The sequence below is a fragment of the Lentzea californiensis genome (assembly GCF_024648825.1).
Lineage (GTDB): Bacteria > Actinomycetota > Actinomycetes > Mycobacteriales > Pseudonocardiaceae > Lentzea > Lentzea californiensis.
Map to the genome: position 1 here is coordinate 304,011 of NZ_JANBBE010000009.1, position 21,643 is coordinate 325,653.

General features: G+C 70.7%; 21 protein-coding genes. 8 read left to right on the forward strand and 13 right to left on the reverse strand.

The window, feature by feature from the left end; all coding sequences use genetic code 11:
* The first annotated feature begins 7 nt into the window (after window positions 1-7).
* On the forward strand, window positions 8-160 hold the full coding sequence (locus LX88_RS30240) for a hypothetical protein (protein WP_258951166.1): 153 nt from the start codon (window positions 8-10) through the stop codon (window positions 158-160).
* Here the strand turns inward: LX88_RS30240 and LX88_RS30245 are convergent.
* Complete coding sequence (locus LX88_RS30245; protein ID WP_258951167.1) at window positions 115-780, reverse strand: response regulator; 666 nt, start codon at window positions 778-780, stop codon at window positions 115-117. The genes LX88_RS30240 and LX88_RS30245 overlap by 46 nt on opposite strands.
* On the reverse strand, window positions 777-1,859 hold the full coding sequence (locus tag LX88_RS30250) for a sensor histidine kinase (protein WP_258951168.1): 1,083 nt from the start codon (window positions 1,857-1,859) through the stop codon (window positions 777-779). Before LX88_RS30250 ends, LX88_RS30245 begins: the two co-directional genes overlap by 4 nt.
* 133 nt (window positions 1,860-1,992) lie before the next feature.
* Between LX88_RS30250 and LX88_RS30255 the strand changes: the two genes are divergently transcribed.
* Window positions 1,993-2,289, forward strand: coding sequence for a DUF6223 family protein (locus LX88_RS30255; protein WP_258951221.1), 297 nt, complete (start codon window positions 1,993-1,995; stop codon window positions 2,287-2,289).
* Here LX88_RS30255 and LX88_RS30260 read toward each other — a convergent pair.
* The 4 genes from LX88_RS30260 to LX88_RS30275 form a co-directional block, all read right to left on the reverse strand.
* A complete protein-coding gene (locus tag LX88_RS30260; RefSeq protein ID WP_258951169.1) occupies window positions 2,246-3,391 on the reverse strand; it encodes an ROK family protein in 1,146 nt (381 codons plus the stop codon). The genes LX88_RS30255 and LX88_RS30260 overlap by 44 nt on opposite strands.
* A complete protein-coding gene (gene xylB, locus LX88_RS30265; protein ID WP_258951170.1) occupies window positions 3,388-4,812 on the reverse strand; it encodes a xylulokinase in 1,425 nt (474 codons plus the stop codon). The genes LX88_RS30260 and xylB overlap by 4 nt, the downstream gene beginning before the upstream one ends.
* A 1-nt stretch (window position 4,813) precedes the next feature.
* The gene (gene xylA / locus LX88_RS30270; protein WP_258951222.1) at window positions 4,814-5,965 is read right to left on the reverse strand and encodes a xylose isomerase; all 1,152 of its coding nucleotides are present in this window, start codon (window positions 5,963-5,965) and stop codon (window positions 4,814-4,816) included.
* A gap of 90 nt (window positions 5,966-6,055) precedes the next feature.
* Window positions 6,056-6,652, reverse strand: coding sequence for an SGNH/GDSL hydrolase family protein (locus LX88_RS30275; protein ID WP_258951171.1), 597 nt, complete (start codon window positions 6,650-6,652; stop codon window positions 6,056-6,058).
* Between the two features lie 283 nt (window positions 6,653-6,935).
* Here LX88_RS30275 and fusA point away from each other — a divergent pair, with 283 nt between their 5' ends.
* Window positions 6,936-8,921, forward strand: coding sequence for an elongation factor G (gene fusA, locus LX88_RS30280; protein WP_258951172.1), 1,986 nt, complete (start codon window positions 6,936-6,938; stop codon window positions 8,919-8,921).
* A gap of 124 nt (window positions 8,922-9,045) precedes the next feature.
* Window positions 9,046-9,807: an endonuclease/exonuclease/phosphatase family protein gene (locus tag LX88_RS30285; RefSeq protein ID WP_258951173.1), complete on the forward strand. Its 762-nt coding sequence runs from the start codon at window positions 9,046-9,048 to the stop codon at window positions 9,805-9,807.
* Here the strand turns inward: LX88_RS30285 and LX88_RS30290 are convergent.
* Window positions 9,797-11,254, reverse strand: coding sequence for a hypothetical protein (locus LX88_RS30290; RefSeq protein ID WP_258951174.1), 1,458 nt, complete (start codon window positions 11,252-11,254; stop codon window positions 9,797-9,799). The two genes, LX88_RS30285 and LX88_RS30290, sit on opposite strands and share 11 nt — an antisense overlap.
* A gap of 119 nt (window positions 11,255-11,373) precedes the next feature.
* Between LX88_RS30290 and LX88_RS30295 the strand changes: the two genes are divergently transcribed.
* Complete coding sequence (locus LX88_RS30295; protein WP_258951175.1) at window positions 11,374-11,982, forward strand: hypothetical protein; 609 nt, start codon at window positions 11,374-11,376, stop codon at window positions 11,980-11,982.
* A 22-nt stretch (window positions 11,983-12,004) separates the two neighbouring features.
* Window positions 12,005-14,242, forward strand: coding sequence for a GH92 family glycosyl hydrolase (locus tag LX88_RS30300; protein WP_258951176.1), 2,238 nt, complete (start codon window positions 12,005-12,007; stop codon window positions 14,240-14,242).
* Here the strand turns inward: LX88_RS30300 and LX88_RS30305 are convergent.
* From LX88_RS30305 to LX88_RS30315, 3 genes are all read right to left on the reverse strand, one after another.
* A complete protein-coding gene (locus LX88_RS30305) occupies window positions 14,225-14,368 on the reverse strand; it encodes a hypothetical protein (RefSeq protein ID WP_258951177.1) in 144 nt (47 codons plus the stop codon). The genes LX88_RS30300 and LX88_RS30305 overlap by 18 nt on opposite strands.
* 241 nt (window positions 14,369-14,609) lie before the next feature.
* Complete coding sequence (locus LX88_RS30310; protein WP_258951178.1) at window positions 14,610-15,071, reverse strand: hypothetical protein; 462 nt, start codon at window positions 15,069-15,071, stop codon at window positions 14,610-14,612.
* Entirely contained in the window at window positions 15,071-17,326 is a 2,256-nt protein-coding gene (locus LX88_RS30315; RefSeq protein ID WP_258951179.1) for a molybdopterin oxidoreductase family protein, read from the reverse strand. Before LX88_RS30315 ends, LX88_RS30310 begins: the two co-directional genes overlap by 1 nt.
* Before the next feature lie 161 nt (window positions 17,327-17,487).
* Between LX88_RS30315 and LX88_RS30320 the strand changes: the two genes are divergently transcribed.
* A complete protein-coding gene (locus LX88_RS30320; RefSeq protein ID WP_258951180.1) occupies window positions 17,488-18,495 on the forward strand; it encodes an NAD-dependent epimerase/dehydratase family protein in 1,008 nt (335 codons plus the stop codon).
* 5 nt (window positions 18,496-18,500) lie between these two features.
* Window positions 18,501-19,088 carry a phosphatase PAP2 family protein gene (locus tag LX88_RS30325; RefSeq protein ID WP_258951181.1) on the forward strand — a complete coding sequence of 196 codons (588 nt, stop codon included), beginning with the start codon at window positions 18,501-18,503 and terminating at the stop codon, window positions 19,086-19,088.
* On the opposite strand, the gene LX88_RS30330 is transcribed toward LX88_RS30325, so the two are convergent.
* From LX88_RS30330 to LX88_RS30340, 3 genes are read right to left on the reverse strand one after another with little or no spacing between them, the layout of a single operon-like run.
* The gene (locus tag LX88_RS30330; RefSeq protein ID WP_258951182.1) at window positions 18,998-19,594 is read right to left on the reverse strand and encodes a flavodoxin family protein; all 597 of its coding nucleotides are present in this window, start codon (window positions 19,592-19,594) and stop codon (window positions 18,998-19,000) included. The genes LX88_RS30325 and LX88_RS30330 overlap by 91 nt on opposite strands.
* A complete protein-coding gene (locus tag LX88_RS30335) occupies window positions 19,594-20,388 on the reverse strand; it encodes an SDR family oxidoreductase (RefSeq protein WP_258951183.1) in 795 nt (264 codons plus the stop codon). Before LX88_RS30335 ends, LX88_RS30330 begins: the two co-directional genes overlap by 1 nt.
* The gene (locus LX88_RS30340; protein ID WP_258951184.1) at window positions 20,385-21,569 is read right to left on the reverse strand and encodes a cytochrome P450; all 1,185 of its coding nucleotides are present in this window, start codon (window positions 21,567-21,569) and stop codon (window positions 20,385-20,387) included. The genes LX88_RS30335 and LX88_RS30340 overlap by 4 nt, the downstream gene beginning before the upstream one ends.
* Window positions 21,570-21,643 lie beyond the last annotated feature (74 nt).

A 21,643-nucleotide genomic window follows, 5' to 3' on the forward strand; every position in this document is an offset into this window, starting at 1 on the left:
GCGGGCCGTGGCGTTCACGCGGGAGGACGAGCTGGTGACCGGCGCCAACGACGCGCGGATCATCCGCTGGTCGTTGTCCGTCGCAGACGCCGAGAACCGCATCTGCGCCGAGGGCTACCCGCGTTCGGAGGTCTGCGGGACCACCAGGCCCGACTCGTAGGCGATCACCACGAGCTGAGCGCGATCCCGGGCGTGCAGTTTCGTCATCGCGCGGTTGACGTGCGTCTTCGCCGTGAGCGGGCTGATCACCATGCTAGCGGCGATCTCGTCGTTCGACAGGCCGCGGGCGACGAGCGTGACGGCTTCGCGTTCCCTGGTGGTGAGGTGGGTGAGGCTCGGGTCCTGCCGCAGCGGCTGGCTCACGTACCGGTCGATCAGCCTGCGGGTGATCGACGGTGCCAGGAGGGCGTCGCCACGGGCCGCGACCCGGACGGCGTGCAGGAAGTCCTCCGGCTGGACGTCCTTGACGAGGAACCCGGCCGCGCCCGCCTTCAGGGCGTGGAAGACGTACTCGTCCAGGCCGTAGTTGGTGAGGATCACGACGTGCGTGCTCGCCAGGGACGGGTCGGCGGCGATGTGCCTGGTGGCCTCGATGCCGTCCATCTCGGGCATCTGGACGTCGATCAGGGCGATGTCCGGGAGGTGTTTCCGGGCCTGCTCGAGGCCTTCCCGGCCGGTTCCGGCCTCGGCGACGACCTCGATGTCGTCCTCGGCGTTCAGCAGGGCGCGGAAACCGCTGCGGATCAACGGCTGGTCGTCGACCAGCAGGACGCGGATCACGGCTGTGCCACGGGAAGCTCGGCCTGCACGCGGAAACCGCCTTCGACTCGGTGCGCCGCCTGGAGGTTGCCGCCCAGCGCGGTGACGCGTTCGCGCATGCCGAGCAGCCCGACTCCCGGTTCCGCCTTGCCGGGTACCGCCGTGCCGTCGTCGTCCACCTCGATGACCACCGTGTCCTGGCGGTAGTCGATGTGGACCCGCGCGGTCGCGGCGGCGGCGTGGCGAGCGATGTTCGTGAGCGACTCCTGCACGATTCGGTACGCCGTGCGCTCCACCGCCGCCGGGACGTCGTCGTGGCGGCCTTCGATCGTGAGCCGGGCGTCGAGGCCGGTGGCTCTGGCGCGTTCGACCAGTTCGGGGACGTCCTTGATGCCGTGCGGCGGGTTCTTGTCGTCGTCCCGCAGGGCTTCGAGCGTCGCGCGGAGTTCCCTGGCGGCCTCCCGGCCGGCGTCGCGGATCACCAGGAGGGGTTCGGGCACGTCCTCACCGCGTTTCCGGGCGAGGTGGACGGCGACCTCGGCCTGCAGCTTGATCACCGAGATCTGGTGGGTCAGCGAGTCGTGCAGTTCACGGGCGATGTGCAGGCGTTCCTCGTTGGCCCGCCTGCGCGCCGTCTCCTCTTTGGTGCGCTCGGCTTCGTCTGCTCGGCGCTCGGCCTGCCTGAGTGCCTCACCGGCGGCCGCGGCGGCGATCAGCCACGCGATCTGCAGGACGTCGCGGGTCTGGGCGAACGCCTCGTACGTGGTGAGGTCGCGCGGCGAGACGAGCGCGGCGAGGGGGAGCGTGGCGAGCATCAGGACGGAGCCGGCGAGCGTGAACACGCGGTGGCCCGCCCGCATCGTCGAGTAGACGGCGAACAGGAAGGCGATCACCGGCACGTCCGCGCCGGTGGCCTGGTAGCCGAGTGCGAGGAGTCCGGTCGCCGCGAGCACTGTTCTCGGCGCCCGCCTGCGTGCGGCGAGCGCCAGTCCGCCGGCGGCGAGCAGCGCGTAGCCCGGGCCGGTGGCCGGGTGGCCGGCCACGACGAGGCTCGCCGCCACTCCCGCGGCGATCGCCCAGTCCAGCCAGCGAGTGCTCATCCGTGCACCTTAAACCTCTGTTCGCGCTGGTAGATCGTTCGCCGGGAGGATTGTCGGACTACTGCGCCCGCAGTACTTGGGTGTCTGCGCCCGCACGACGACCTGAGGGCCGTCCGGGGGTTGGCTGGTGCCCATGTTGCTATCCGCTGCTTATGAGATGTCCGCCGGTCGCACGTTGTCGCTGATCGGTGTCGTCCTCGGTGCGATCGGACTGCTGGCGCTCACCCGGCGCGGCCTGTGGGCCGTCGTGCTGGGCGCGGCCGGGGCGGTGGTCGGTGTCGCGGTCGTGGTGATGGCGAAGGGCGGGCCCGGCACCGGCTACGGCATCGTCGGCGGCTACGTGTCGCTCGCGGTCGGCGTGGCCGGTGTGGTGCTGGGCGGTCTGGCTATGCGAAGAGCCGCTCGGGCTGCTGCACAGCGCGCCTCGTGATCAGTCCGGCCGCGCCCCGTACCACCGCGAACTCGCCGAGGGGCGAGGCGAGTAGCCGGCTGTGCCGTTCGCCTCCCGCGAGCACCCTGCCGTCCATTTCGGACTGAACGGCCTCGCGGAGGTGGTCGTACAGCACGGCGTAGCTGCCGCCGAGTACGACGGTCGGGACGTCGAAGAGGTTCATCAGCGTCGCGATGCCGACCCCGAGCGCCTCTCCGGCCTTCCGCACGGCGTCCACAGCCTTCGGGTCGCCCGCTTCGAGTGCCTTGCGCAACGAGTCGAGCCGCCGCCGTCCCGCCTCGCGCAGGATGACGTCGAGCCCCGCGTACCGCTCGACACAACCGCGGCTGCCGCACGTGCAGAGGATGCCGTTGCGCTCGATCACGACGTGCCCGAGCTCGCCCGCGAACCCGCTGACCCCGCGGTAGACCTCGCCGTTCAGCACGACGCCCGCGCCGATGCCGACGTCCGCCGTCACGTGCACGAAGTCCTCGCCCGCCAGGTGCCGCGGCCACAGGTGGGCGAGCGCGGCGAGGTTCGCCTCGTTGTCGACCTGGACGTCGAGACCGGTTCGTTCGCCCAGCCCCTCGGCCAGCCGCGTGCCGACGAGCTCGGGCAGGTTGGGCGCCCGGACGATGGTGCCGTCGTGCACGACACCGGGTATCGCGAGCCCTGCCCCGAGCAGCCTGCGCCCGGAGCCGGCGGTGACCTCGCGGATCAGTCCGGCGATCCGGTCGAGCACCTCGTCCGCTGTCGCCTTGCGCATGTCGGCGGGCACGAGACGGCGTTCGAGCGTCTCGCCGTCGAGGCCGAGGGTCTCGACGGCGAGGTGGCTGACGTTGATCTCCGCCCCGACCGCCACCGGCCCGGCGGGGTGGAAGCGCAACGGCTTGGACGGCCTGCCCATGCCCACGAGCGTGGCGGGTTCCTCCACCAGGATCCCGCCCGCCAGCAACGGTTCGGTGAGGTTGGAGAGGGTGGCTTTGGTCAGCCCGGTGCGCGCCGCGAGGTCGGCGCGCGAACCGGGCCGGTCGACGAGGGCGAGCAGCACCGTGCGCAGGTTGCCGAGGCGAACCTGCCGCAGGTGGTCGACGGTGGTCATCGACTCAAGTATCGCTGTGCCGCGTCCCCGTACCGCGCCCGGATCTCCGGCACCGCCTCTGCCTCGTACCGCGTGCTTTCCGCCAACGTCCACTCCGGCGGCGTCGTCCCGCCCGTGAGCGTCCACGCGGCCTGCCGTGCCGCACCGTTCGCCACGTACTCGTCCGGCGCGGGCACAGTCACGGGTACACCGAACACCATCGGCGCGATCTCCCGCACCGCAGGAGAAACCGCCGCTCCACCAACGAGCCGCACGCCCGTGACGTCCGCACCTTGCTCAGCGAGCGCGTCGAGGCCCACGGCAAGACCGCACAGCATGCCTTCGACGGCCGCACGCGCGATGTTGGCCGGGGTCGCGTTGGTGAGCGTCAGTCCGTGCAACGCACCCGTCGCGTCCGGCAGGTTCGGCGTCCGCTCGCCTTCGAGGTACGGAACCAGCACGACGCCCTCGGCGCCCGGCTTGGCGGACAGCGCGAGGTCGCTGAGCCTGGCGAGGTCGACGCCCAGCATGCGGGCGGTCGCGTCCAGGACTCGGGCGGCGTTCAGGGTGCAGGCCAGCGGGAGGTAGCGGCCCGTCGCGTCGGCGAACCCCGCGACGATGCCGGAAGCGTCCGCCGCACGCACCTCGCTGGTCGCGGTGACGACGCCGGAGGTGCCGAGCGACACCACGACGTCGGTGCCGCCGCCCACCCCGAGCATGGCCGCCGCGTTGTCGCCGGCACCCGCGCCGAGACGAACCGTCTCGTCTCGCCGGCCTCCCGTACCCGAGACGAGACGAGACGGTCCGTCTCGCCACTCGGCAGGGCCCAGGACCTGCGGCAGCACCACGTCGGAGCGACCGAGCGCGAGTGAGAGCAGGTCAGGCACGTACTCGTTCGACACCGAGTCGAAGTAGCCGGTGCCGGACGCGTCCGAACGGTCGGTGACCAGGTCGGAGAGCGAACCGGTGCCGCGCAGCCGCCACGTCAGCCAGTCGTGCGGGAGGCAGACGGCGGCAGTGCGCTTGGCGTTGGCCGGTTCGTGCTGGGCGAGCCAGCGCAGCTTCGTGATCGTGAACGACGCGACCGGCACGAGGCCGATCCGTGCCGCCCACTCCGAAGCGCCCAGCTCGTCGGTCAGCGAGGCCGCGGCTGCCGCGGAACGGGTGTCGTTCCACAGCAGCGCCTCGCGCACGACCTCGCCGTCCTCGTCGAGGCAGACCATGCCGTGCTGCTGTCCGCCGACGCTCAGCGCCGCGACGTCGGACAGACCGCCGGCGTCGGCGAGCGCGGACTGCAGAGCCGACCACCAGTGCGAGGGGTGCACCTCGGTGCCGTCCGGGTGAGCCGCGCGGCCCTCCCGGACGAGCCTGCCGGTCTCCGCGTCGCGAACCACGACCTTGCACGACTGCGTCGAGGAGTCGACGCCGGCGACGAGCGTCATGTCAGCGCGCTCCCGTGAGGTGCTCGAGGGCGAGCTGGTTGAGACGGACGAAGCCGAAGCCGCGTTCGCCCGCCTGGTCGGGGTCGAAGCCCGTGTCCTTGATCAGGTCGTCGTAGGACTCGCCGGCGTTGAGCGTGGGCTGCGAGAGCTCCGCGACGCCCGCCGTCCGCAGCGCCTCCTGCACCTCCGGGTCCGCGCGGAATGCCTGAGCACGGTCGCGGAGCAGCAGGTACGTGGCCATGTTCGCCTTGGCCGAGTCCCAGACGCCCGTGATGTCCTCGGTCCGCGACGGCTTGTAGTCGAAGTGCCGCGGGCCTTCGTAACCGGCGGTCTCCAGCAGGTCGACCAGCGCGAACGCGTTCATCAGGTCACCGTGCCCGAACACCAGGTCCTGGTCGTACTTGATGCTGCGCTGCCCGTTGAGGTCGATGTGGAACAGCTTGTCGTGCCACAGCGCCTGCGCGATGCCGTGCACGAAGTTGAGCCCGGCCATCTGCTCGTGCCCGACCTCGGGGTTGAGGCCGACCAGCTCCGGCTTGTCGAGCGACGTGATGAACGCCAGCGCGTGGCCGACCGTCGGCAGCAGGATGTCGCCGCGCGGCTCGTTCGGCTTCGGCTCGAGCGCGAACCGGATGTCGTAGCCGCGGTCGGTGACGAACTGCGTCAGCAGGTTCATCGCCTCGCGGTAGCGGTCGAGCGCCGCCCGCACGTCCTTGGCCACGTCGTACTCGGAGCCCTCACGGCCGCCCCACAGCACGAAGGTCTTGGCGCCGAGCTCCGCCGCCAGCTCGACGTTGCGCAGCACCTTCTGCAGCGCGAACCGCCGCACGCCGCGGTCGTTGCTGGTGAAGCCGCCGTCCTTGAAGACCGGGTGGCTGAACAGGTTCGTCGTCACCATCGGGATGACGAGCCCGGTGTCGGCGAGCGCGCCCTGCAACCGGCTGATCTGCTGGTCGCGGTGCGTCGCCTCGAAGCCGAACAGGTCGTCGTCGTGGAACGTCAGGCCGTAGGCCCCGAGCTCGGCGAGCCGGTGCACCGCCTCGACCACGTCGAGCTCGGGCCGCGTGGCCTCGCCGAACGGGTCACGGCCCTGCCAGCCCACGGTCCAGAGACCGAAGGAGAACTTGTCCGCCGGAGTGGGCGTGCTCATCATCCACCTCATTCGTTCAATGCTTGAACTTAGTGCGGACAGTACGACGCCACGGCGTTGATCGCAACGTCAGAGACGCATGGTCGTAATCGCTCAGACACGTCGGCGGTCCGCGGCGGCCTCGACCGCGGGTGCCAGAGCCTCGGCGATCGCGCGGTAGCCGGCGGCGGACGGGTGGAAGCGGTCGGCGGCGAAGAACGAGGGGTTCGCGGCGAACTGCGGCGTGACGGCGCGTTCGACGTGGGCGACGACTCCGCCGGCCCGGATGACGGCCTGCTGCTGAACCTGGGCGTAGTCGCGGCTCACGGCCGACACGACGTCGCGCAACGCGGGCGGCACGTGCGAGACGATGCTCAGGTCCGGTGCCGTGGCGACGACGACCTCGACGCCTGCCGCGCGCAGGTCCGCGACGGCGTCGTGCAACTGCTGGGCGCCGACCTGCGCGGGGACGAACCTGGTCAGGTCGTTCGCGCCGATGACCACCACCGCGACGTCGGCTCCACTCGCCACCGCGGTGCGCACCTGGGCGCGCAGATCGGCCGAGCGGGCACCGGCGAACGCGTGCACTCCGAGGTCGATCCGATGTCCCGCCTTTCGCAGGCGTTCGGCGAGCAACGGGCCGAGCGTGTCCTCCCGGCGCGTGCTGCCCACTCCGGCGGCGATCGAGTCGCCGAGCAAACACAGGCGCATGTCCGTTGAACGAAGGGCGTCGTGGAGGTGTTCCGCGTCAAATGCGTTGTGAGGCACCACTCATGTGTCTACACTCCACGATCATCATCACCGAGGCGAGAGGAGACCGGCCGTGCGTACCGCCGCCGTCGTCCTCCCGTCCCGTTTCGACGTGATCCTCGTGTCCTCGCACCCCGGTCGCCTGCTGCGCGCCGGGCGCCGGACTGTCTGACGAACTCCTCCGCGGAGTTCGCCGGGTCATCGCGCTGACCCCGTAAGTCCTTGAAGACAAAGGCAGAAGACCATGCGCACGACCACGTTGAACGCTGTCCGCAACCTCGGCATCCTCGCTCACGTCGACGCGGGCAAGACCACGCTCACCGAACGCGTCCTGTTCGCCACCGGCAGCACCCACAAGCGCGGCGAGGTCCACGACGGCACCACCGTCACCGACTTCGACCCGCAGGAACGCGATCGCGGCATCACGATCTTCGCCGCGGCCGTGACCTGCACGTGGGACGGGCATCGCGTCAACCTCATCGACACGCCTGGGCACGTCGACTTCGCCGACGAGGTCGAACGGTCCCTGCGCGTGCTGGACGGGGCGGTCGCGGTGTTCGACGGCGTGGCCGGAGTGGAGCCGCAGAGCGAATCGGTGTGGAGGCAGGCGGATCGGTACGGCGTGCCCAGGATCGCGTTCGTCAACAAGCTCGACCGGGCGGGCGCGGACCTCGACACCGTCGTCGAGTCGATCCGCACGCGGCTGCACACCGTGCCGCTCGTCGTGCAGCTGCCGATCGGCGTGGAGGACGGGTTCCGCGGCGTCGTGGACCTGGTGCGCATGCGCGCGCTGACCTGGGGCGACGGCATGACCGAGGGACCTGTGCCGGAAACGCTGCTGGCAGAGGCACAACGACGTCGCCGCCTCCTGGAGGAGGCGGTGGCGGAACTGCATCCCGACGCATTGGAGGAGTTCTTCGCACAGGGCCTGTCCGAGCAGACGTTGCGAAACGCTCTGCGCGAACTGACCCAGCGCGGTCAGGCGACCGTTGTGCTGTGCGGCTCGGCGTACCGCAACCGCGGCATCGAACCGTTGCTGGACGCGGTGATCGCGTACCTGCCGTCCCCTGTGGACGTTCCGCCGGTGCGGGGCGTCGACGGCCAGGAACGGCAGCCGGATCCGGACGCACCGTTCGCGGCGCTGGTGTTCAAGGTGAACGCCACCGCCACCGGACGGCTCGCGTACGTCCGCGTCTACTCGGGCACCCTCCACAAGGGAGAGACGGTCCAGGTGGGCGGCCGCGCCGAGCGCATCGGCCGGATCCTGCGCGTCCAGGCCGACCGGCACACGCCGGTCGACCAGGCCGTCGCCGGTGACATCGTCGCGGTGGTGGGGCTGAAGTCGGCACGCACGGGGACGACCCTGTGCGCGCCAACGGCTCCGTTGCTGCTCGAACCCGCGGTGTCGGCCGACCCCGTGGTGTCCGTGGCCGTGGAAACGCGGACCAGCGCGGACAACGCGCGGCTGACCGAGGCGCTGGCGCACCTGGTCGACGAGGACCCGTCCCTGCGGTTCGGGACGGACCCGGAGACCGGCCAGACGGTGCTGTCCGGCCAGGGCGAGCTGCACCTGGAGGTCTCGGTGGAGAAGGCGCGCACGCTGCACCGCATCGAGCTCACTATGGGACGGCCGCGCGTCTCGTACCGCGAGACCGTGGGCACGGGCGTCACGGGATTCGTCTACCGGCACGTCAAGCAGGACGGAGGGCAGGGACAGTTCGCCCACGTCGTGCTCGGCACCGAGCCGCTGGAGTCCGGCTTCGAGTTCCGCTCGGCCGTCACCGGCGGGCGCGTGCCGCAGGAGTTCGTCCGCGCGGTCGAACAGGGCTGCCGGGACGCGCTGGCCGAGGGACCTCTCGGCCACCCGGTGACCGGTGTGCGGGTGACGCTCACCGACGGGTCCACGCACGTCAAGGACTCGTCGGAGATGGCGTTCCGCACGGCGGGCCGGCTCGGGCTGCGCGAGGCGCTGAAGGCCGGCGCCATGACGTTGCTCGAACCGATCGCCGAGGTCACGGTCACCGTGCCGGAGGAGTACCTCGGTGGCGTGCTGGGTGATCTGGCGACGCGCCGGGGCAGGATCGTCGGTTCGGAGGCTAGGCCCGGTGCGACGGTCGTGACGGCGAGCGTGCCTTTGGCGGAGATGTTCGGCTATGTGACGAGGTTGCGCAGCCGAACGCAAGGCCGTGGCAGCTTCACCGCCACCCCGGCCGGTTATGCGCCGGCGTGAATGTTGGGCGAGTCGACATGCTTTTCGTCGACTCGCCCAACATTCGCTTCCATCTTGTGTGATTCAACGCAGGTGAGCACAGGCCCGCCCTGACACAGGGCGGGCCTGTGCCATGATCGGCCGAGTGGACCCACTGAGCGTCATGTCCTTCAACCTCCGGTACGCCTCCACCGCCGAGCCGAACTCGTGGGCGGTCAGACGCCCGGTCATGGCCCAGTTCCTGCTCAAGGAACGGCCTGCGTTGCTCGGCACGCAAGAAGGCCTGTACGGACAGCTGAACGACATCGCGCACGACCTGCCGGACCACTACGACTGGATCGGCCTCGGCCGCGCCGGCGGCAGCCACGACGAGTTCATGGCGATCTTCTTCGACACGCTCCGGCTGGAACCGCTGGAGTTCGACCACCACTGGCTCTCCGCCACCCCGGACGTCGTGGGTTCCCGGTCGTGGGGCAACAACGTGGTCCGCATGGTCACGTGGGTCCGGTTCGCGGACCGCCAGACCGGCAAGCAGTTCGTGGCCGTCAACACGCACTTCGACCACGAGTCCGCGAACGCCCGGCTGTGCAGCGCCGAGTTCGTCCGCGACCGGCTCCAGGCGCAGACGCTGCCGGTCGTGCTCACCGGCGACTTCAACGACGTCCCCGGCTCGCCGGCCTACGCCACCCTGACGGCCGGGCTGGCCGACACGTGGCTCACGGGCCCGCGGACCACCCCGGCGCACGGGACGTTCCACGGGTACGGCCCGCTGGTCCCGGACGGCCCGCGCATCGACTGGATCCTCACCCGCGGCGTGACCGTCGAGGCCGCCGCGATCAACACCTTCCAGCTGAACGGCCAGTACCCCTCCGACCACCTCGCCGTCCAAGCGCTCATCAGGATCTAGGGGCCCACTCGGGCGGCAGGTCGTGGGAACAGGTCGGCGCACCGGCCGCCCGCGCCCGCCGCAGGTCGAGGTACGGCCCAGCGATCTGATCCCGCGGCACCGGGGCCAGCGCCGTGATCGCGTCACCCGCGGCCAGCACTTGGCGTCGCATGCGGTCGTGGTCGACGGCCAGAGCGCCGAACGACGGTGCCCAGAGCGTCCACGGCCCGGAGATCATCGCCATGGTCGGGACCAGGTGCGAGTGGAAGTGCGTGCCGATGCCGCCGAACGAGCACTGCGGCGGCACCCGGCCCGGCACCGGCGGGTCACTGCCCGGCAGGACGAAGGTGCGGTCGACCGCACGCCCGGCCAGCGCCGTCGCCGCCGTCCGCGCCAGCACCGGGCTGCCCGCGAACCAGCCGGACGGCTCGGCCAGTCCCGTCGGCCGGAGAGAACCGTCGCGAGGCAGGAACTCCCGCGTTCCGAGGTGTTCCAGCACGAACGCGAAGGCGACGGAACTGGAGTCGTACTCGGCGTCGAGCGCGCGGGCGCGGAACTCGCTGCCCTCCGCCGGGCGGTGCAGGTGGCCGGTCGCGAAGACGAACTCGAGGGTGCGCGGCCGGCAGCGCAGCGGCAGGCGCGCGAAGTGCTCGGCCAGCGCCAGCAGCGCCACGGTGCCGTTCTCCTGCACCCATCCCACGCCGTCGGTGTTGGTGTCGAGGACGATCCGCTCGCTGCTCAGGCCGGGCAGCGTCGCGACCAGCGAGCGCGTGACGGCCGGGACGCGCGCGGCGAGCACGCCGATGGTCGTCCTGGTGCCCGGTACGAGCCTCGCGGCCGCGTCGGAGCCGACGAACACGCCCGGCACGCGGTAGTGGGTGCCGAGGTGCGGGTCCCAGTAGCCCTTCACCTGCTCGTGCGGGAACGGGAAGGCGACGACGACCCCGGCGGCACCGGCCTTGCCCGCGTCGACCATGTCCGCGTCCAGCAGCGGTTCGGCGAGGTAGCCGCGGTCGAGGGCGGGGAAGTCGCGCAGGACGACCTTCCCGCCGGCGTTCGCGGCGGTGATCGGGGTGCCGGCGGGCAGGCGGACCAGGTCGCCGGAACGCAGGCCGGGAGCGGAGTAGGGGATCGCCCCGGCGACCGGCACGGCGCCGCCGGAGAGCAGGAGACCGGGACCGGGTTGCCAGCGCTGGACGGCGAAGGGCTCGGACCGCACGGACACGCCCGGCAGGCTGTCCACGCGGCGTTCCAGCCAGGAGATCAGGCGGTTGTGCGCGGGGCTGCCGGTGGCGCGGACGCCGAACCCGGCGACGGTGGCGTTGAGATCGAGGAGCTGGGGAGCCGTGGCGAACGACCGCTCGTCGACGACGGGGGAGCAGCCGGCCGACGCACCGGCCGGGGCAGTGAGCTGGAGGGCGAAAACCGTTACGACACCTATGGATGCGATGCATCTGGCGGGCTGCACGAGGCTCACTGTGACCCTGGCGGGAGGCCCTCACAATCCGCTGTCCAGGGTAGGCCGAGTGAGACCCTGTCAACGGTGAACGGAAATGGTTTAAACCAATTTCCGCTACGGTCCGCCAGATGCGCTTGAAATCGACGTTCGGCCGCGTCGCGGTGATCGCGTGCGCGGTGCTGTTCACGCTCAGCTCGACGGCGGTCGCGAACGCCTCGCGCGGCCGCGAGTGCGCCACCCCGTCCATCGACCGGTTGCAGCAGTGGATCGCCAGTGGTGAAGGTGCCACGGAGCCCGCGACCGGCAGCATCCTCGTGCCCAAGGGACGGCACGGGCACACGGCGAAGATCAAGTTCCTGGCCGACGACTGGGCTGTGATGGTCGTGTGGCTGGGCAACGAGTTCGAGGCCGAGGCGGACCTGTCCGGCTCGCACGGCTTCTGGATGACCTACCGCGCCACCAACGACCTCCACGTCCAGCTGCGACCCGCGGAGTTCTGGAGTGGCGGCGACAAGTGGGTCACGAAGATCCCGTCCACGGGCGGCAGGCTCGTGAAGCGGTTCTTCAGCTTCAAGACGAAGAACTGGACATACCTGCCCGCGCTCGGCAAGCCGTCCTACCCGCTCGCCGAGGCCCTCGACGACGCCCGTGGCCTGGTGTTCGTCGGCAACACGAAGAACGACCTGGAATTCCAGAGCCTGAAAGTCGACGGCTACCGGCCACCCTGCGTTTACTGAATTCCGGTTACTGTCCCGAGATGTGAGAGCGCTCCCGGTCTTCCTGGTCACTGTCCTCACCGCCGCGCTGGCGACTCCCGCGAGCGCGGCGGTGAGAGACGACACCCGCTACGTCGACCCGCTGATCGGCTCCGCGGGCGGCGGCAACACCTATCCGGGCGCGGTGCGGCCGTTCGGGATGATCTCGTGGAGTCCGACGTCGACGCGCGGCGACCAGACGAACACGGGCGCCGCCAACGGCTACGCCTACGACGCGACGAGGGTGCGCGGGTTCAGCCTCACGCACGTCAACGGTGCCGGCTGCCATCCCGGTGCCGCCGGGGACATCCCGATCATGCCGCACGTCGGTGACATCACGTCGTCGCCGACGGCGGACACCAAGGACCAGATCTTCGCGAGCGACTTCTCCCACGCCGACGAGAAGGCCGAGGCCGGCCGCTACCGGGTGGGCCTGAAGTCCGGTGCCACGGCGGACCTCTCCGTGACGACCCGCGCGGGCGTCGGCGAGTTCACCTTCCCCGTCAACGGTTCGCTGCTGTTCCGCACCTCGAACTCGCTCAACGGCAGCGAGGACGCCGACATCACGATCGACCCGACGACGAACTCCGTCTCGGGTTCGGTGCTCACCGGGGCGTTCTGCGGCCGGCGCGCGAACGGCGGCACGAACAACCAGAAGACCTACTACCGCCTGCACTTCACGGCGTCGTTCGACCGGCCGATCTCGGCTCACGGCACCTGGGTGAACAGCGAGCTCAGGCCCGGCAGCACCACCGCGAGCGGCGGCGAGGGCTACCTGACCGGAAGTGCGCGCGCAGGCAAGGGTTCCGGCGGGTATGTGTCCTTTGCGGGCAAACAGGTGCGGATGCGCGTCGGCATCTCCTACACCAGCCTCGACGCCGCCAAGCGCAACCTCGCGACGGAGATCCCCAAGCGCGCGACCGTCGCCGACGTGGCGAAGGAAGCGAAGAAGGCCTGGGCGAAGCAGCTGCGCGCGGTCGAGGTCGACGGCGGCACCGCCGACGAGCGCACGATCTTCTACACCGCGCTCTACCACACCTTCCTGCAGCCCAACGTGATCAGCGACGTCGGCCAGAGCACCCGCTACGGCAACTTCTCCGGCTGGGACCAGTACCGCGCCCAGACCCAGCTGCTCGCCCTGCTGGCACCGGACGTCGCGAGCGGGTACGCCCAGTCGTTGCTACAGACCTCGCGCGAGAACGGCGGCGTGTGGGACCGCTGGGTCCACATCACCGGACCGACGCACGTCATGACAGGCGACCCGTCCGCACCGGCCATCGCGGGCATGTACGCCATGGGAGCCAAGAACTTCGACGTGCGCGCGGCCTACGAGTCACTGCTGCGGCAGGCGACCGTCCCGCATCCGGACGGCCTGTCCGACAAGGGCTGCCCCGGCCAGTGCGAGGGCCAGCGCCCGAACCTCGCCGAGTACATGCGCCTCGGCTACGCCCCGCACGACACCTGCCACTGCTGGGGAGGCGCCGCCGAGACCCTCGAGGACTCGGTCGCCGACCAGGCGCTCGCCGACCTGGGCCGCAGGCTCGGCCGTCCCAGCGAGGAGATGGAGGAGCGCGCGGGCTGGTGGCGCAACACGTTCAACCCCGTCACCGGTCACCAGCAGGCCCGCAAGGCCGACGGCACCTGGGTGACCCCGTTCAACCCGGCCTCCGACCAGGGCTTCGCGCAGGGCAGCAGCGCCACCTACACGTGGATGGTGCCGCACGACGTCCAGGGCCTGGCCGAGGCCATGGGCGGCAAGGACGTCGCGGCCTCCAGGCTGGACGGGTTCTTCAAGCGCCCGGACGGCTCGTGGGCGACGGGCGGCGACGCGCTGCGGTACGACCCGACGAACGAGCCGGGCATCCACACGCCGTGGATCTACAACGAGCTCGGGCAGCCGCGCAAGACCCAGGAGACGGTGCGGGCGATGGCGGGGCTGGTCTACCGCACCGGTCCGTCCGGGCTGCCCGGCAACGACGACCTCGGCACCATGTCGGCCTGGTACGTCTTCGCCGCGCTCGGCCTGTACCCGCGCACGCCGAGCAGCGCCGAACTGCACGTCTCCAGCCCGATGTTCCCGAAGGCCCGGATCACCGCGAAGAACATCACGGTCCTCGCGACCGGCACACCGGGCGTCCACGTGCAGGAGACGCGGTGGAACGGCCGCAAGATCGACCAGCCTTGGTTGCCCGAGGCGTTCGTCCAGCACGGAGGAGTGCTCGTCTCACGTCTTGAAGGGTGACCCGGCCCCCTCGGCACGGGTGTGGCCGCGTCGCGCGGTCGCGGACAGCGGCAGAGCGATGTCCTCCACGGACTTGTTCTCCGCGTCCACCGCGAGGAACCGCGCGACCAGCCCACCGGCGATCATGACCACCGCGCCGGCCAGGTGACCGATGAACAGCCGACCTCGATGGCCGCATCGCCGTCAACGGCACCTGCTGGGCGGGCGCGGTCCTCGGCACGCTCGGCCCCTGCATCCCGCTCAACCAAGCAAGCCGGTGTCGTTGCCGAGGGGGAACGCGGTGAGGCCGGAGCCGATCAGGTACGCGGTGGCGAGCAGGCCGACCGCGGTGGACGACAGCCCCAGCGTCTCCGGTTTGGTCAGCGTGTCAGCCCTTCGCCACGATCAGCGCCTGCGGAGCGCTCTGCTTGATCCGCGTCTTCAACCACGCCAGCTGCCGTGCCGTGTCCTGCTCGCAGGCACTCACGACGTCCATGAGCTCCTTGTCGCGCAGGCCCTGCGCCGCCTGGCCGACGACGGTCCAGGTGATGTCGGTGAACGACGACAACGCGTACAGGTCCTGCAGGTCGCGCAGCAGGCCGACGCCGCCGGTGCGGGTCTGCTCGAACTCCGCGGTGTGCAGGCGTTCCGGCTCGGTCTCGCGGTGCTCGCCGTACCGGTCGACGATCGGCGACAGCTTCTCGGCCTGGGCGTCGATCCGCGAGGCGAGCACCTCGCAGGTGCGCTCGACGTCCGGCTCGTCGCCGTGACCTTTCGCGACCTCGCGGAACGCGTCGGCGAGCGTGCCCAGCGAGGTGTGCAGCAACCCCAGGTAGGTGGCGAGGTGCATCAGACCCTCCTGATCCGCACGGTGCTGATCTTGAACAGGGGCTGCTTGGAGACCGGGTCCCACTCGGTCGGCGTCAGCTCGTTGGCCGCCTGGAAGCCGTAGTGGAACGGCAGGAACACCACGCCGTCGCGGCACCGTCCGATGCGGACCGGCACCTCGACGAAGCCCCGTGCGGACTCGACCCGGACGACATCCCCGTCGCTCAGGCCGAGTCCGGTCGCGTCGCCCGCGGAGAGTTCGACCCACGGATCCGGTGCCGCCTTCTGCAGTTCCGGGGCACGACTGGTCTTGGTGCGGGTGTGGAAGTGGTAGACCGAGCGGCCGGTGGTGCAGAGGAACGGGTACTCGTCGTCCGGTTGCTCCTGTGCGGGCGTGTACTCGGCGGCCTTCAGGAACGCCCGCCCGTCCGGCCGCCGGGCCCGGTAGTCGGCCGGCGTGGTCGACGCGCCGGTGAGCAGGTCGTGGCCGTAGTCCTCGCAATAGTCGGCATCGGTCGGGAAAACGCCGTCTGCGTAGAGCCTTTCGCCACCCCAGGGGATTCCACTGCCGCCGCGCAACCGTTCGTACGACAGTTCGCTGTAGTCGCACGGCCTGCCGCGACTGCACTCGCGCCACGCGTCGAACGCGCCCTCCGCGTCCTTCCACTTGATCAGCGGATCGCCGTCGCGGTCGCGGAAACCCATGCGGTGCGCGTAGTCCAGGAAGATGTCGAGGTCGCTGCGGGCGCCCGCGGGCGGTGCGACGGCCTGCTCGGACAGGTGCACCACCCGCGACAGGTTCGTGAACGTGCCCTGCTTCTCGCCCCACAGCGCGGCCGGCAGCACGACGTCCGCCAGTTCGGTCGTCTCGGTGCGGAACGCGTCCTGCGCGACGACGAACAGGTCCTCCCTGCGCAGGATCTCCCTGATGCGACCGAGTTCGGGCAGCGAGACGGCGGGGTTGGTCGCGGAGATCCAGAGGAACCTGATCGACCCCTGCTCGGCGTACCGCCAGATCTGCATCGCGTGCGTCGGAGGCGCCCAGTGCGGAATGGTCAGCGGATCGACGTTCCACAGCCGCGCGAGTTCCTCGACGTGCTCGGGGTTGTCCCAGTTGCGGAACCCGGGCAGGTCGCCGTCGGCGCCGCACTCGCGGGTGTTCTGCGCGGTCGGCTGGCCGTTCATCTGCAGCACACCGCTGCCGGGCCCGCCGATCTGGCCGCGCAGCAGGTGCAGGTTGTTGACCTGGCACGACGCCGCGGTCGCCTGGTGGGACTGGTAGAAGCCCTGCAGCACGGTCGACAGCACCCGTTCGGAGGTCCCGAAGATCTCCGCCGCCCGCATCAGGTCGGCGGGGGAGATGCGGCAGATCCCGGCCACGTGCTCCGGTGTGTACGGCTCGACGGTGGCTTTGAGCTCCTCGAAGCCGAGGGTGTGCCGGTCGACGTACTCGCGGTCCAGCCAGCCGTGCTCGATCACCGCGCGCACCAGGCCGTTCAGCAACGCCAGGTTCGTGCCGGGCAACGGTGCCAGGTGCACGTCGGCGGCCTCGGCGGTCGGCGTGCGCCGGGGGTCGACGACGACCAGCCGAGGCCTGCCGGGTCCCTTCACCCGGTCGAGCACCCGCGCCCACATCACGGTCTGGGTGGCGGCCATGTTGTGCCCGAACAGGAACAGGGCGTCGCAGAGGTCGATGTCCGCGTGACAGGCGGGCTGGCCGTCCGAACCGAACGTCTCCTTCAGCGCCGCCGCGGCCGTCGCGGTGCAGAGCCGGGTGTTGCCGTCCATGTGCGGGGTGCCGAGGCCGGCTTTGCCGATCACGCCGAGCGTGTAGTACTCCTCCAGGAACAGCTGCCCGCTGGTGTAGAAGCCGTGCGACAGCGGTCCGCTCTCGGCGAGGAGGTCCTGGGAACGCCGGACGATCGTGGTCATCGCGGTGTCCCAGTCGGTTTCGCGCAGCTCGCCGTTCCGACGGATCAACGGCGTGGTGAGCCGGTCCTTGCCATGTGCCTGCCACGAACCGTGAAGGCCTTTCGGGCCGAGCCTGCCGCGGTTGACGATGTCGTCCGCGCGTCCGCGCACACCGACGATCCGGCCGTCCTTGACCGCGATGTCGCAGCCGCACCCGTTGCTGCACAGCACGCACGCCGACTGGACCCAGCGGTCCACATCAGACTCCGCGACGCCGTCCGCGAGCCGCTGGTCGACCCGGACCGGCCAGTGCGTCCCACGTCCGTGCGGAGTGCGTGATCCCCATACGTCGGCGATGCGATCCACTCAGGGCCAATACCCGGCGTCGTTCTGATGAAACAAGCGCTCGTGCCGCTTTGTCCGGTGTGACGAACGTTGTCCGAAAACTCACCCGAATCGGTCCGAAGACGGTTCTCCACGTCACCTGAACGGGTATCCGGCAGTACAGGCCGAGACGCGGAGGAACCATGCCAGGACGCAGGATCGTCGTCACCGGAGCGAGTGGCAACGTGGGAACGGCGCTCTTGCGCAGGCTGGCCGAGGAGCCGGACGTCGAGGTGCACGGCATCTCGCGGCGCCCGCCCGCGGACGCGCCGCCCTACCGCGGCGTGCCCTGGACGCCGGTCGAGATCGGCCGAGCCGGCGCGGAGGAAGTGCTGCGCACCGTGTTCGAGAAGGCCGACGCCGTCGTGCACCTGGCCTGGCTCATCCAGCCCTCGCGGGACGAGCGCCAGCTGTACCGGACGAACGTGGCGGGGTCCGCCCAGGTCTTCAGCGCGGCGGTGAAGGCCGGTGTGCCGCACCTGGTCCACATGTCGTCGGTCGGGGCGTACTCACCCGGCAGCAAGGACCGCCGCGTCGACGAGTCGTGGCCGGTCGACGGTGTGACCTCGTCCTTCTACAGCAGGCACAAGGCCGCCGTGGAGCACATGCTGAACAAGTTCGAGGCCGACCTGCTCATCTCCCGGCCGCGGCCCGGCCTGATCCTGCAGTCCGACGCCGGGTCCGAGATCCACGACTACTTCCTCGGCGGCCTGGTGCCGAAAGCCCTGTTCCGGCACCGGATTCCCGTCCTGCCGATCCCGCGCGACCTGGTGCTGCAGTTCGTGCACGCCGACGACGTCGCCGACGGGCTGGTCCGAATCCTGGACCAGCGGCCGCACGGCGGGATCAACCTGGTCGCCGACCCCGTCATCACTCCCCGCGCACTGGCCGAGGTGCTCGGTGGCCGGCACGTCACCATTCCGCCGAAGCTGATGCGGTCGCTGGCGAGTGTGACGTGGGGGCTGCGCCTGCAACCCACCCCGCCAGGATGGGTCGACCTGGCGCTGAAGTCACCGCTGCTGGACGCGTCGCGCGCCAGGACGGAACTCGGCTGGCAGCCGCGGTTCGACGCGCAGGAGGCGCTCGAGTCGATCGTGCGGGGGCTGGGACAGGGGCGGGAGGTTCCGGCCAGCCCGGTTCTGGGTAGATGAGCCGCATGACGGCTGAGGACGAATTAGAAGAGTTGGACGAGGACTCGCTGCGCAACAGCGAGGCGCTGCCCACCAGGCGTCCTCACCCGATCATCATCGCCGCCAGCCTGACCGCACGCGGTGGCGTCCTGTGGTTGCCCGTCGCCGGGCTGCTCGCGTTGTCCGGCATGAGAAAAGCTGCGAAGCGTGCACTGACCGCGGCGATGATCGCCATGCCGCTGGGGCACCTCGTGAGCCTGGCCGTGCCCCGACGCCGGCCCCAGGTCGCGACCATGCCGGCCCGGCAGGCGTTGCCGGAACACCCGGACTCGTCGTCGTTCCCGTCGAAGCACGCGGTGACGGCGGCCGCGTTCGGCACCGCCACCGCGCTGGCTGACCGGAAGGCCGGCCTCGCCGTGACTCCACTGGTGTTGCTGGTCGCCTACAGCCGGCTCAGGACCCGTGTGCACTGGCCCTCGGACGTCCTGGGCGGCTTGGCGATCGGCGCGCTCGTGGCGCTGGCTCAGGCCGGGATCGGGCGTTCCGCCAGGGCCAGGGCGACGGCGTGCAGGTTGGCGGCCATGGTGCGGCCGGTGTTCTCCGACCACTCGTGACCCTCGTCGGTCTCGGAGTAGCTCGGGCCGGGGCCGGGGCCGCGGTTCCAGTACGTCCAGGCCTGGCCGGGGATCGTGTAGCCGATGTCGCCGAGACCGCCGCAGATCTCGCTGATCACGTGGTGCGCGCCGTCCTCGTTGCCGGTCACCACCACGCCCGCGACCCGGTTGTAGGCGACCGGGCGGTCCTGGTCGTCGGTCTCGGAGATCATGGCGTCCATCCGTTCCAGCGCGCGCTGCGCGAGCGACGACGGACGGCCGACCCACGTCGGGGTCGCGAACACCAGGATCTCGGCGTCGAGCAGCAACCGGTGGATGTTCGGCCACTCGTCGCCGCCGCCGAGATCGGTCACGACGCCGGGCGGGATCTCGTGGTCGGCCAGCCGGAACGAGGTGACCTCGACGTCCTTCTCGGTCAGCTCGTCGATCACCACCTGGGCGAGCAGGTCGGTGTTGGACTGGTCCGGTGACTTCTTCAAGGTGCAGTTGAGCACCACGGCACGCATCAGGTCTGCCTCCACTTCTCGTCGGTCATCAGCTGGCTCGCCTGCGGCCCCATGAGGGACATCCCGCCGTCCACGACGAGCGACGCGCCGGTCACGTAACTGGCGGCCGGAGTGGCCAGGAACGCCACCACGGCGGCGACCTCGTGGGCGCTGCCCGGCCTGCCGAGCGGGACGCCCGGACGGGACTGGGTGTGCGGGTCGACGTCCTCCTGGCCGGTCATCGGCGTCGAGATCTCGCCCGGTGCCACCGAGTTGACCGTGATGCCGTGTTCGGACAGTTCGAGTGCGAGCACCTCGGTGAGCGCGCCGAGCCCGGCCTTCGCGGCGCAGTACGGTGCGGCGCCCACGCGGGGCAGGTGCTCGTGGACCGACGTGATGTTGATGATCCGGCCGCCGCGCCCGGCCTCGATCATGTGCCTGGCCGCGCGCTGGCAGCACAGGAACGCGCCGTCCAGGTCGACCGAGAGCACCGACCGCCAGGTGTCGAACGGCATGTCCAGCGCCTTCTGGCTGCTCCCGGTGCCGGCGCAGTTCACCAGGACGTCGACGCCGCCCAGTTCTCCGGCGAGCTCGTCCACGACGCCGGCCGCGTCCGGCAGGTCGGTGAGGTCCAGTTGCCGCACCGCGCACCGGACACCGGCCGCGCGAACCTCCCGCGCCGTCTCCTCGGCTCCGGCGGCGTCCTCGTGGTACGTGATGCCCACGTCGACGCCACCGCCTGCCAGCGCGACGGCCACGGCCTTGCCGATGCCCGAGTCCGATCCGGTCACCACGGCGCAACGGGGAGTGTTCATGACACGCGAGTACCCGTCTGCTCCGCCGGCATGCGGATGCCGAAGTGGTTCAGCGTGCCCGGCAGCGGAGCGCTCAACGTCGGGAACGTGAGGTGTTCGGACAGCGTGTCCAGCATCGTCGCGGCGGTGGTCAGCACCAGGTCACGGCCGGGGCACTCACCGGGCCCCGCGCTGAACGGCACGATCGCCGGGTCGCGCGGGCCGTCCCAGAGCTCCGGGGCGTACCGGTCGGCGAACGGCAGCCTGTCCGGGTCGCGGTGGAAGAACGGTGTGAACACGACGAACTCGGTGTTCTCCGGCAGCCACGTGCCGTGCCAGCGGGTGGCGATCGTGCTCTCCCGCAGGATGACCGGCGTCGTCGGCCACAAGCGCGCGGACTCCAGGATGCCGTTCACGCCGCGCGCCCCGATGGCCAGCGCCCGCAGCGTGACGATCCCGGCCGCGTCGAACGCGAACAGCCAGTGCGGCACCTGGCCCGACAGGTCACCGGGCTGGGCGGCCAGACTGCCTTCCTCGCGCCGCGCCAGGTGCCTGTCGAGCCGGCGCTGGAAGCGTGCACGCAGGTCCCGCTGCTTCGGGTGCAGGAAGGCCCAGTTGGCGTTCTCGCGCAGCGCCTTCAGGTCGTCGGTGAGCCGGTCGTCGCCGCGGGCGCCGTTGCCGAGGACGATCCTGCGCGCGATGCGCCACCACGTCTGGTTGAACGACTCCCACGTCAGCTCGCCGGTGCTCATCACGTGGCGGGTGAGCAGGTCGGCCTCGTCGCGCACGATCGCCTCCGCGGGCACGTTCTCCGGCCGCAGCGCGCGTTCGTTGAGCCGGCGCAGCCGATCCCGTTCCGGCCCCTCCGAGATGAGCACCCCGTGCGGCTGGAAGTGCTTCAACGCGGCCTTCTTCTCCCTCGTGGCCAGCGCGAACGGCTCCGGCGACCCGGCGAGCAGCCTGCCCACGTCGGTGGGGTCGACCAGCATCGCGACGCTGCGGCCGGTGATGCGCAGGCGCACCGGTTCCGGCCCGTAGCGGTCGCGCAGCTTCCGCATCGTGTCTATCGCCCTCGTGTCGGACTGGACCTTCTCGGCGGCCGCCATCACGCCGGGCCGGCGCACGATCACACCCTTGGCGAGGGTGGGCAGCAGCACCGTCGCGAGCACCCGCGCGGTGTCCAGTCGGGATGAGATCGCCATGACCCCGGCTACCCGATCGATCGGGTGTGAATCGTCCTGACCGGGGGTATTCGCGGACCAGCATCGAGTCAGGA

Excerpts from the sequence above, each read along its gene's own strand:
- LX88_RS30250 (WP_258951168.1), bottom strand. The coding sequence starts at position 1,859 with ATGAGCACTCGCTGGCTGGACTGGGCGATCGCCGCGGGAGTGGCGGCG.
- LX88_RS30255 (WP_258951221.1), top strand. The coding sequence starts at position 1,993 with ATGTTGCTATCCGCTGCTTATGAGATGTCCGCCGGTCGCACGTTGTCG.
- LX88_RS30260 (WP_258951169.1), bottom strand. The coding sequence starts at position 3,391 with ATGACCACCGTCGACCACCTGCGGCAGGTTCGCCTCGGCAACCTGCGC.
- xylB (WP_258951170.1), bottom strand. The coding sequence starts at position 4,812 with ATGACGCTCGTCGCCGGCGTCGACTCCTCGACGCAGTCGTGCAAGGTC.
- xylA (WP_258951222.1), bottom strand. The coding sequence starts at position 5,965 with ATGATGAGCACGCCCACTCCGGCGGACAAGTTCTCCTTCGGTCTCTGG.
- LX88_RS30275 (WP_258951171.1), bottom strand. The coding sequence starts at position 6,652 with ATGCGCCTGTGTTTGCTCGGCGACTCGATCGCCGCCGGAGTGGGCAGC.
- fusA (WP_258951172.1), top strand. The coding sequence starts at position 6,936 with ATGCGCACGACCACGTTGAACGCTGTCCGCAACCTCGGCATCCTCGCT.
- LX88_RS30295 (WP_258951175.1), top strand. The coding sequence starts at position 11,374 with ATGCGCTTGAAATCGACGTTCGGCCGCGTCGCGGTGATCGCGTGCGCG.
- LX88_RS30305 (WP_258951177.1), bottom strand. The coding sequence starts at position 14,368 with ATGATCGCCGGTGGGCTGGTCGCGCGGTTCCTCGCGGTGGACGCGGAG.
- LX88_RS30310 (WP_258951178.1), bottom strand. The coding sequence starts at position 15,071 with ATGCACCTCGCCACCTACCTGGGGTTGCTGCACACCTCGCTGGGCACG.
- LX88_RS30320 (WP_258951180.1), top strand. The coding sequence starts at position 17,488 with ATGCCAGGACGCAGGATCGTCGTCACCGGAGCGAGTGGCAACGTGGGA.
- LX88_RS30325 (WP_258951181.1), top strand. The coding sequence starts at position 18,501 with ATGACGGCTGAGGACGAATTAGAAGAGTTGGACGAGGACTCGCTGCGC.
- LX88_RS30330 (WP_258951182.1), bottom strand. The coding sequence starts at position 19,594 with ATGCGTGCCGTGGTGCTCAACTGCACCTTGAAGAAGTCACCGGACCAG.
- LX88_RS30335 (WP_258951183.1), bottom strand. The coding sequence starts at position 20,388 with ATGAACACTCCCCGTTGCGCCGTGGTGACCGGATCGGACTCGGGCATC.
- LX88_RS30340 (WP_258951184.1), bottom strand. The coding sequence starts at position 21,569 with ATGGCGATCTCATCCCGACTGGACACCGCGCGGGTGCTCGCGACGGTG.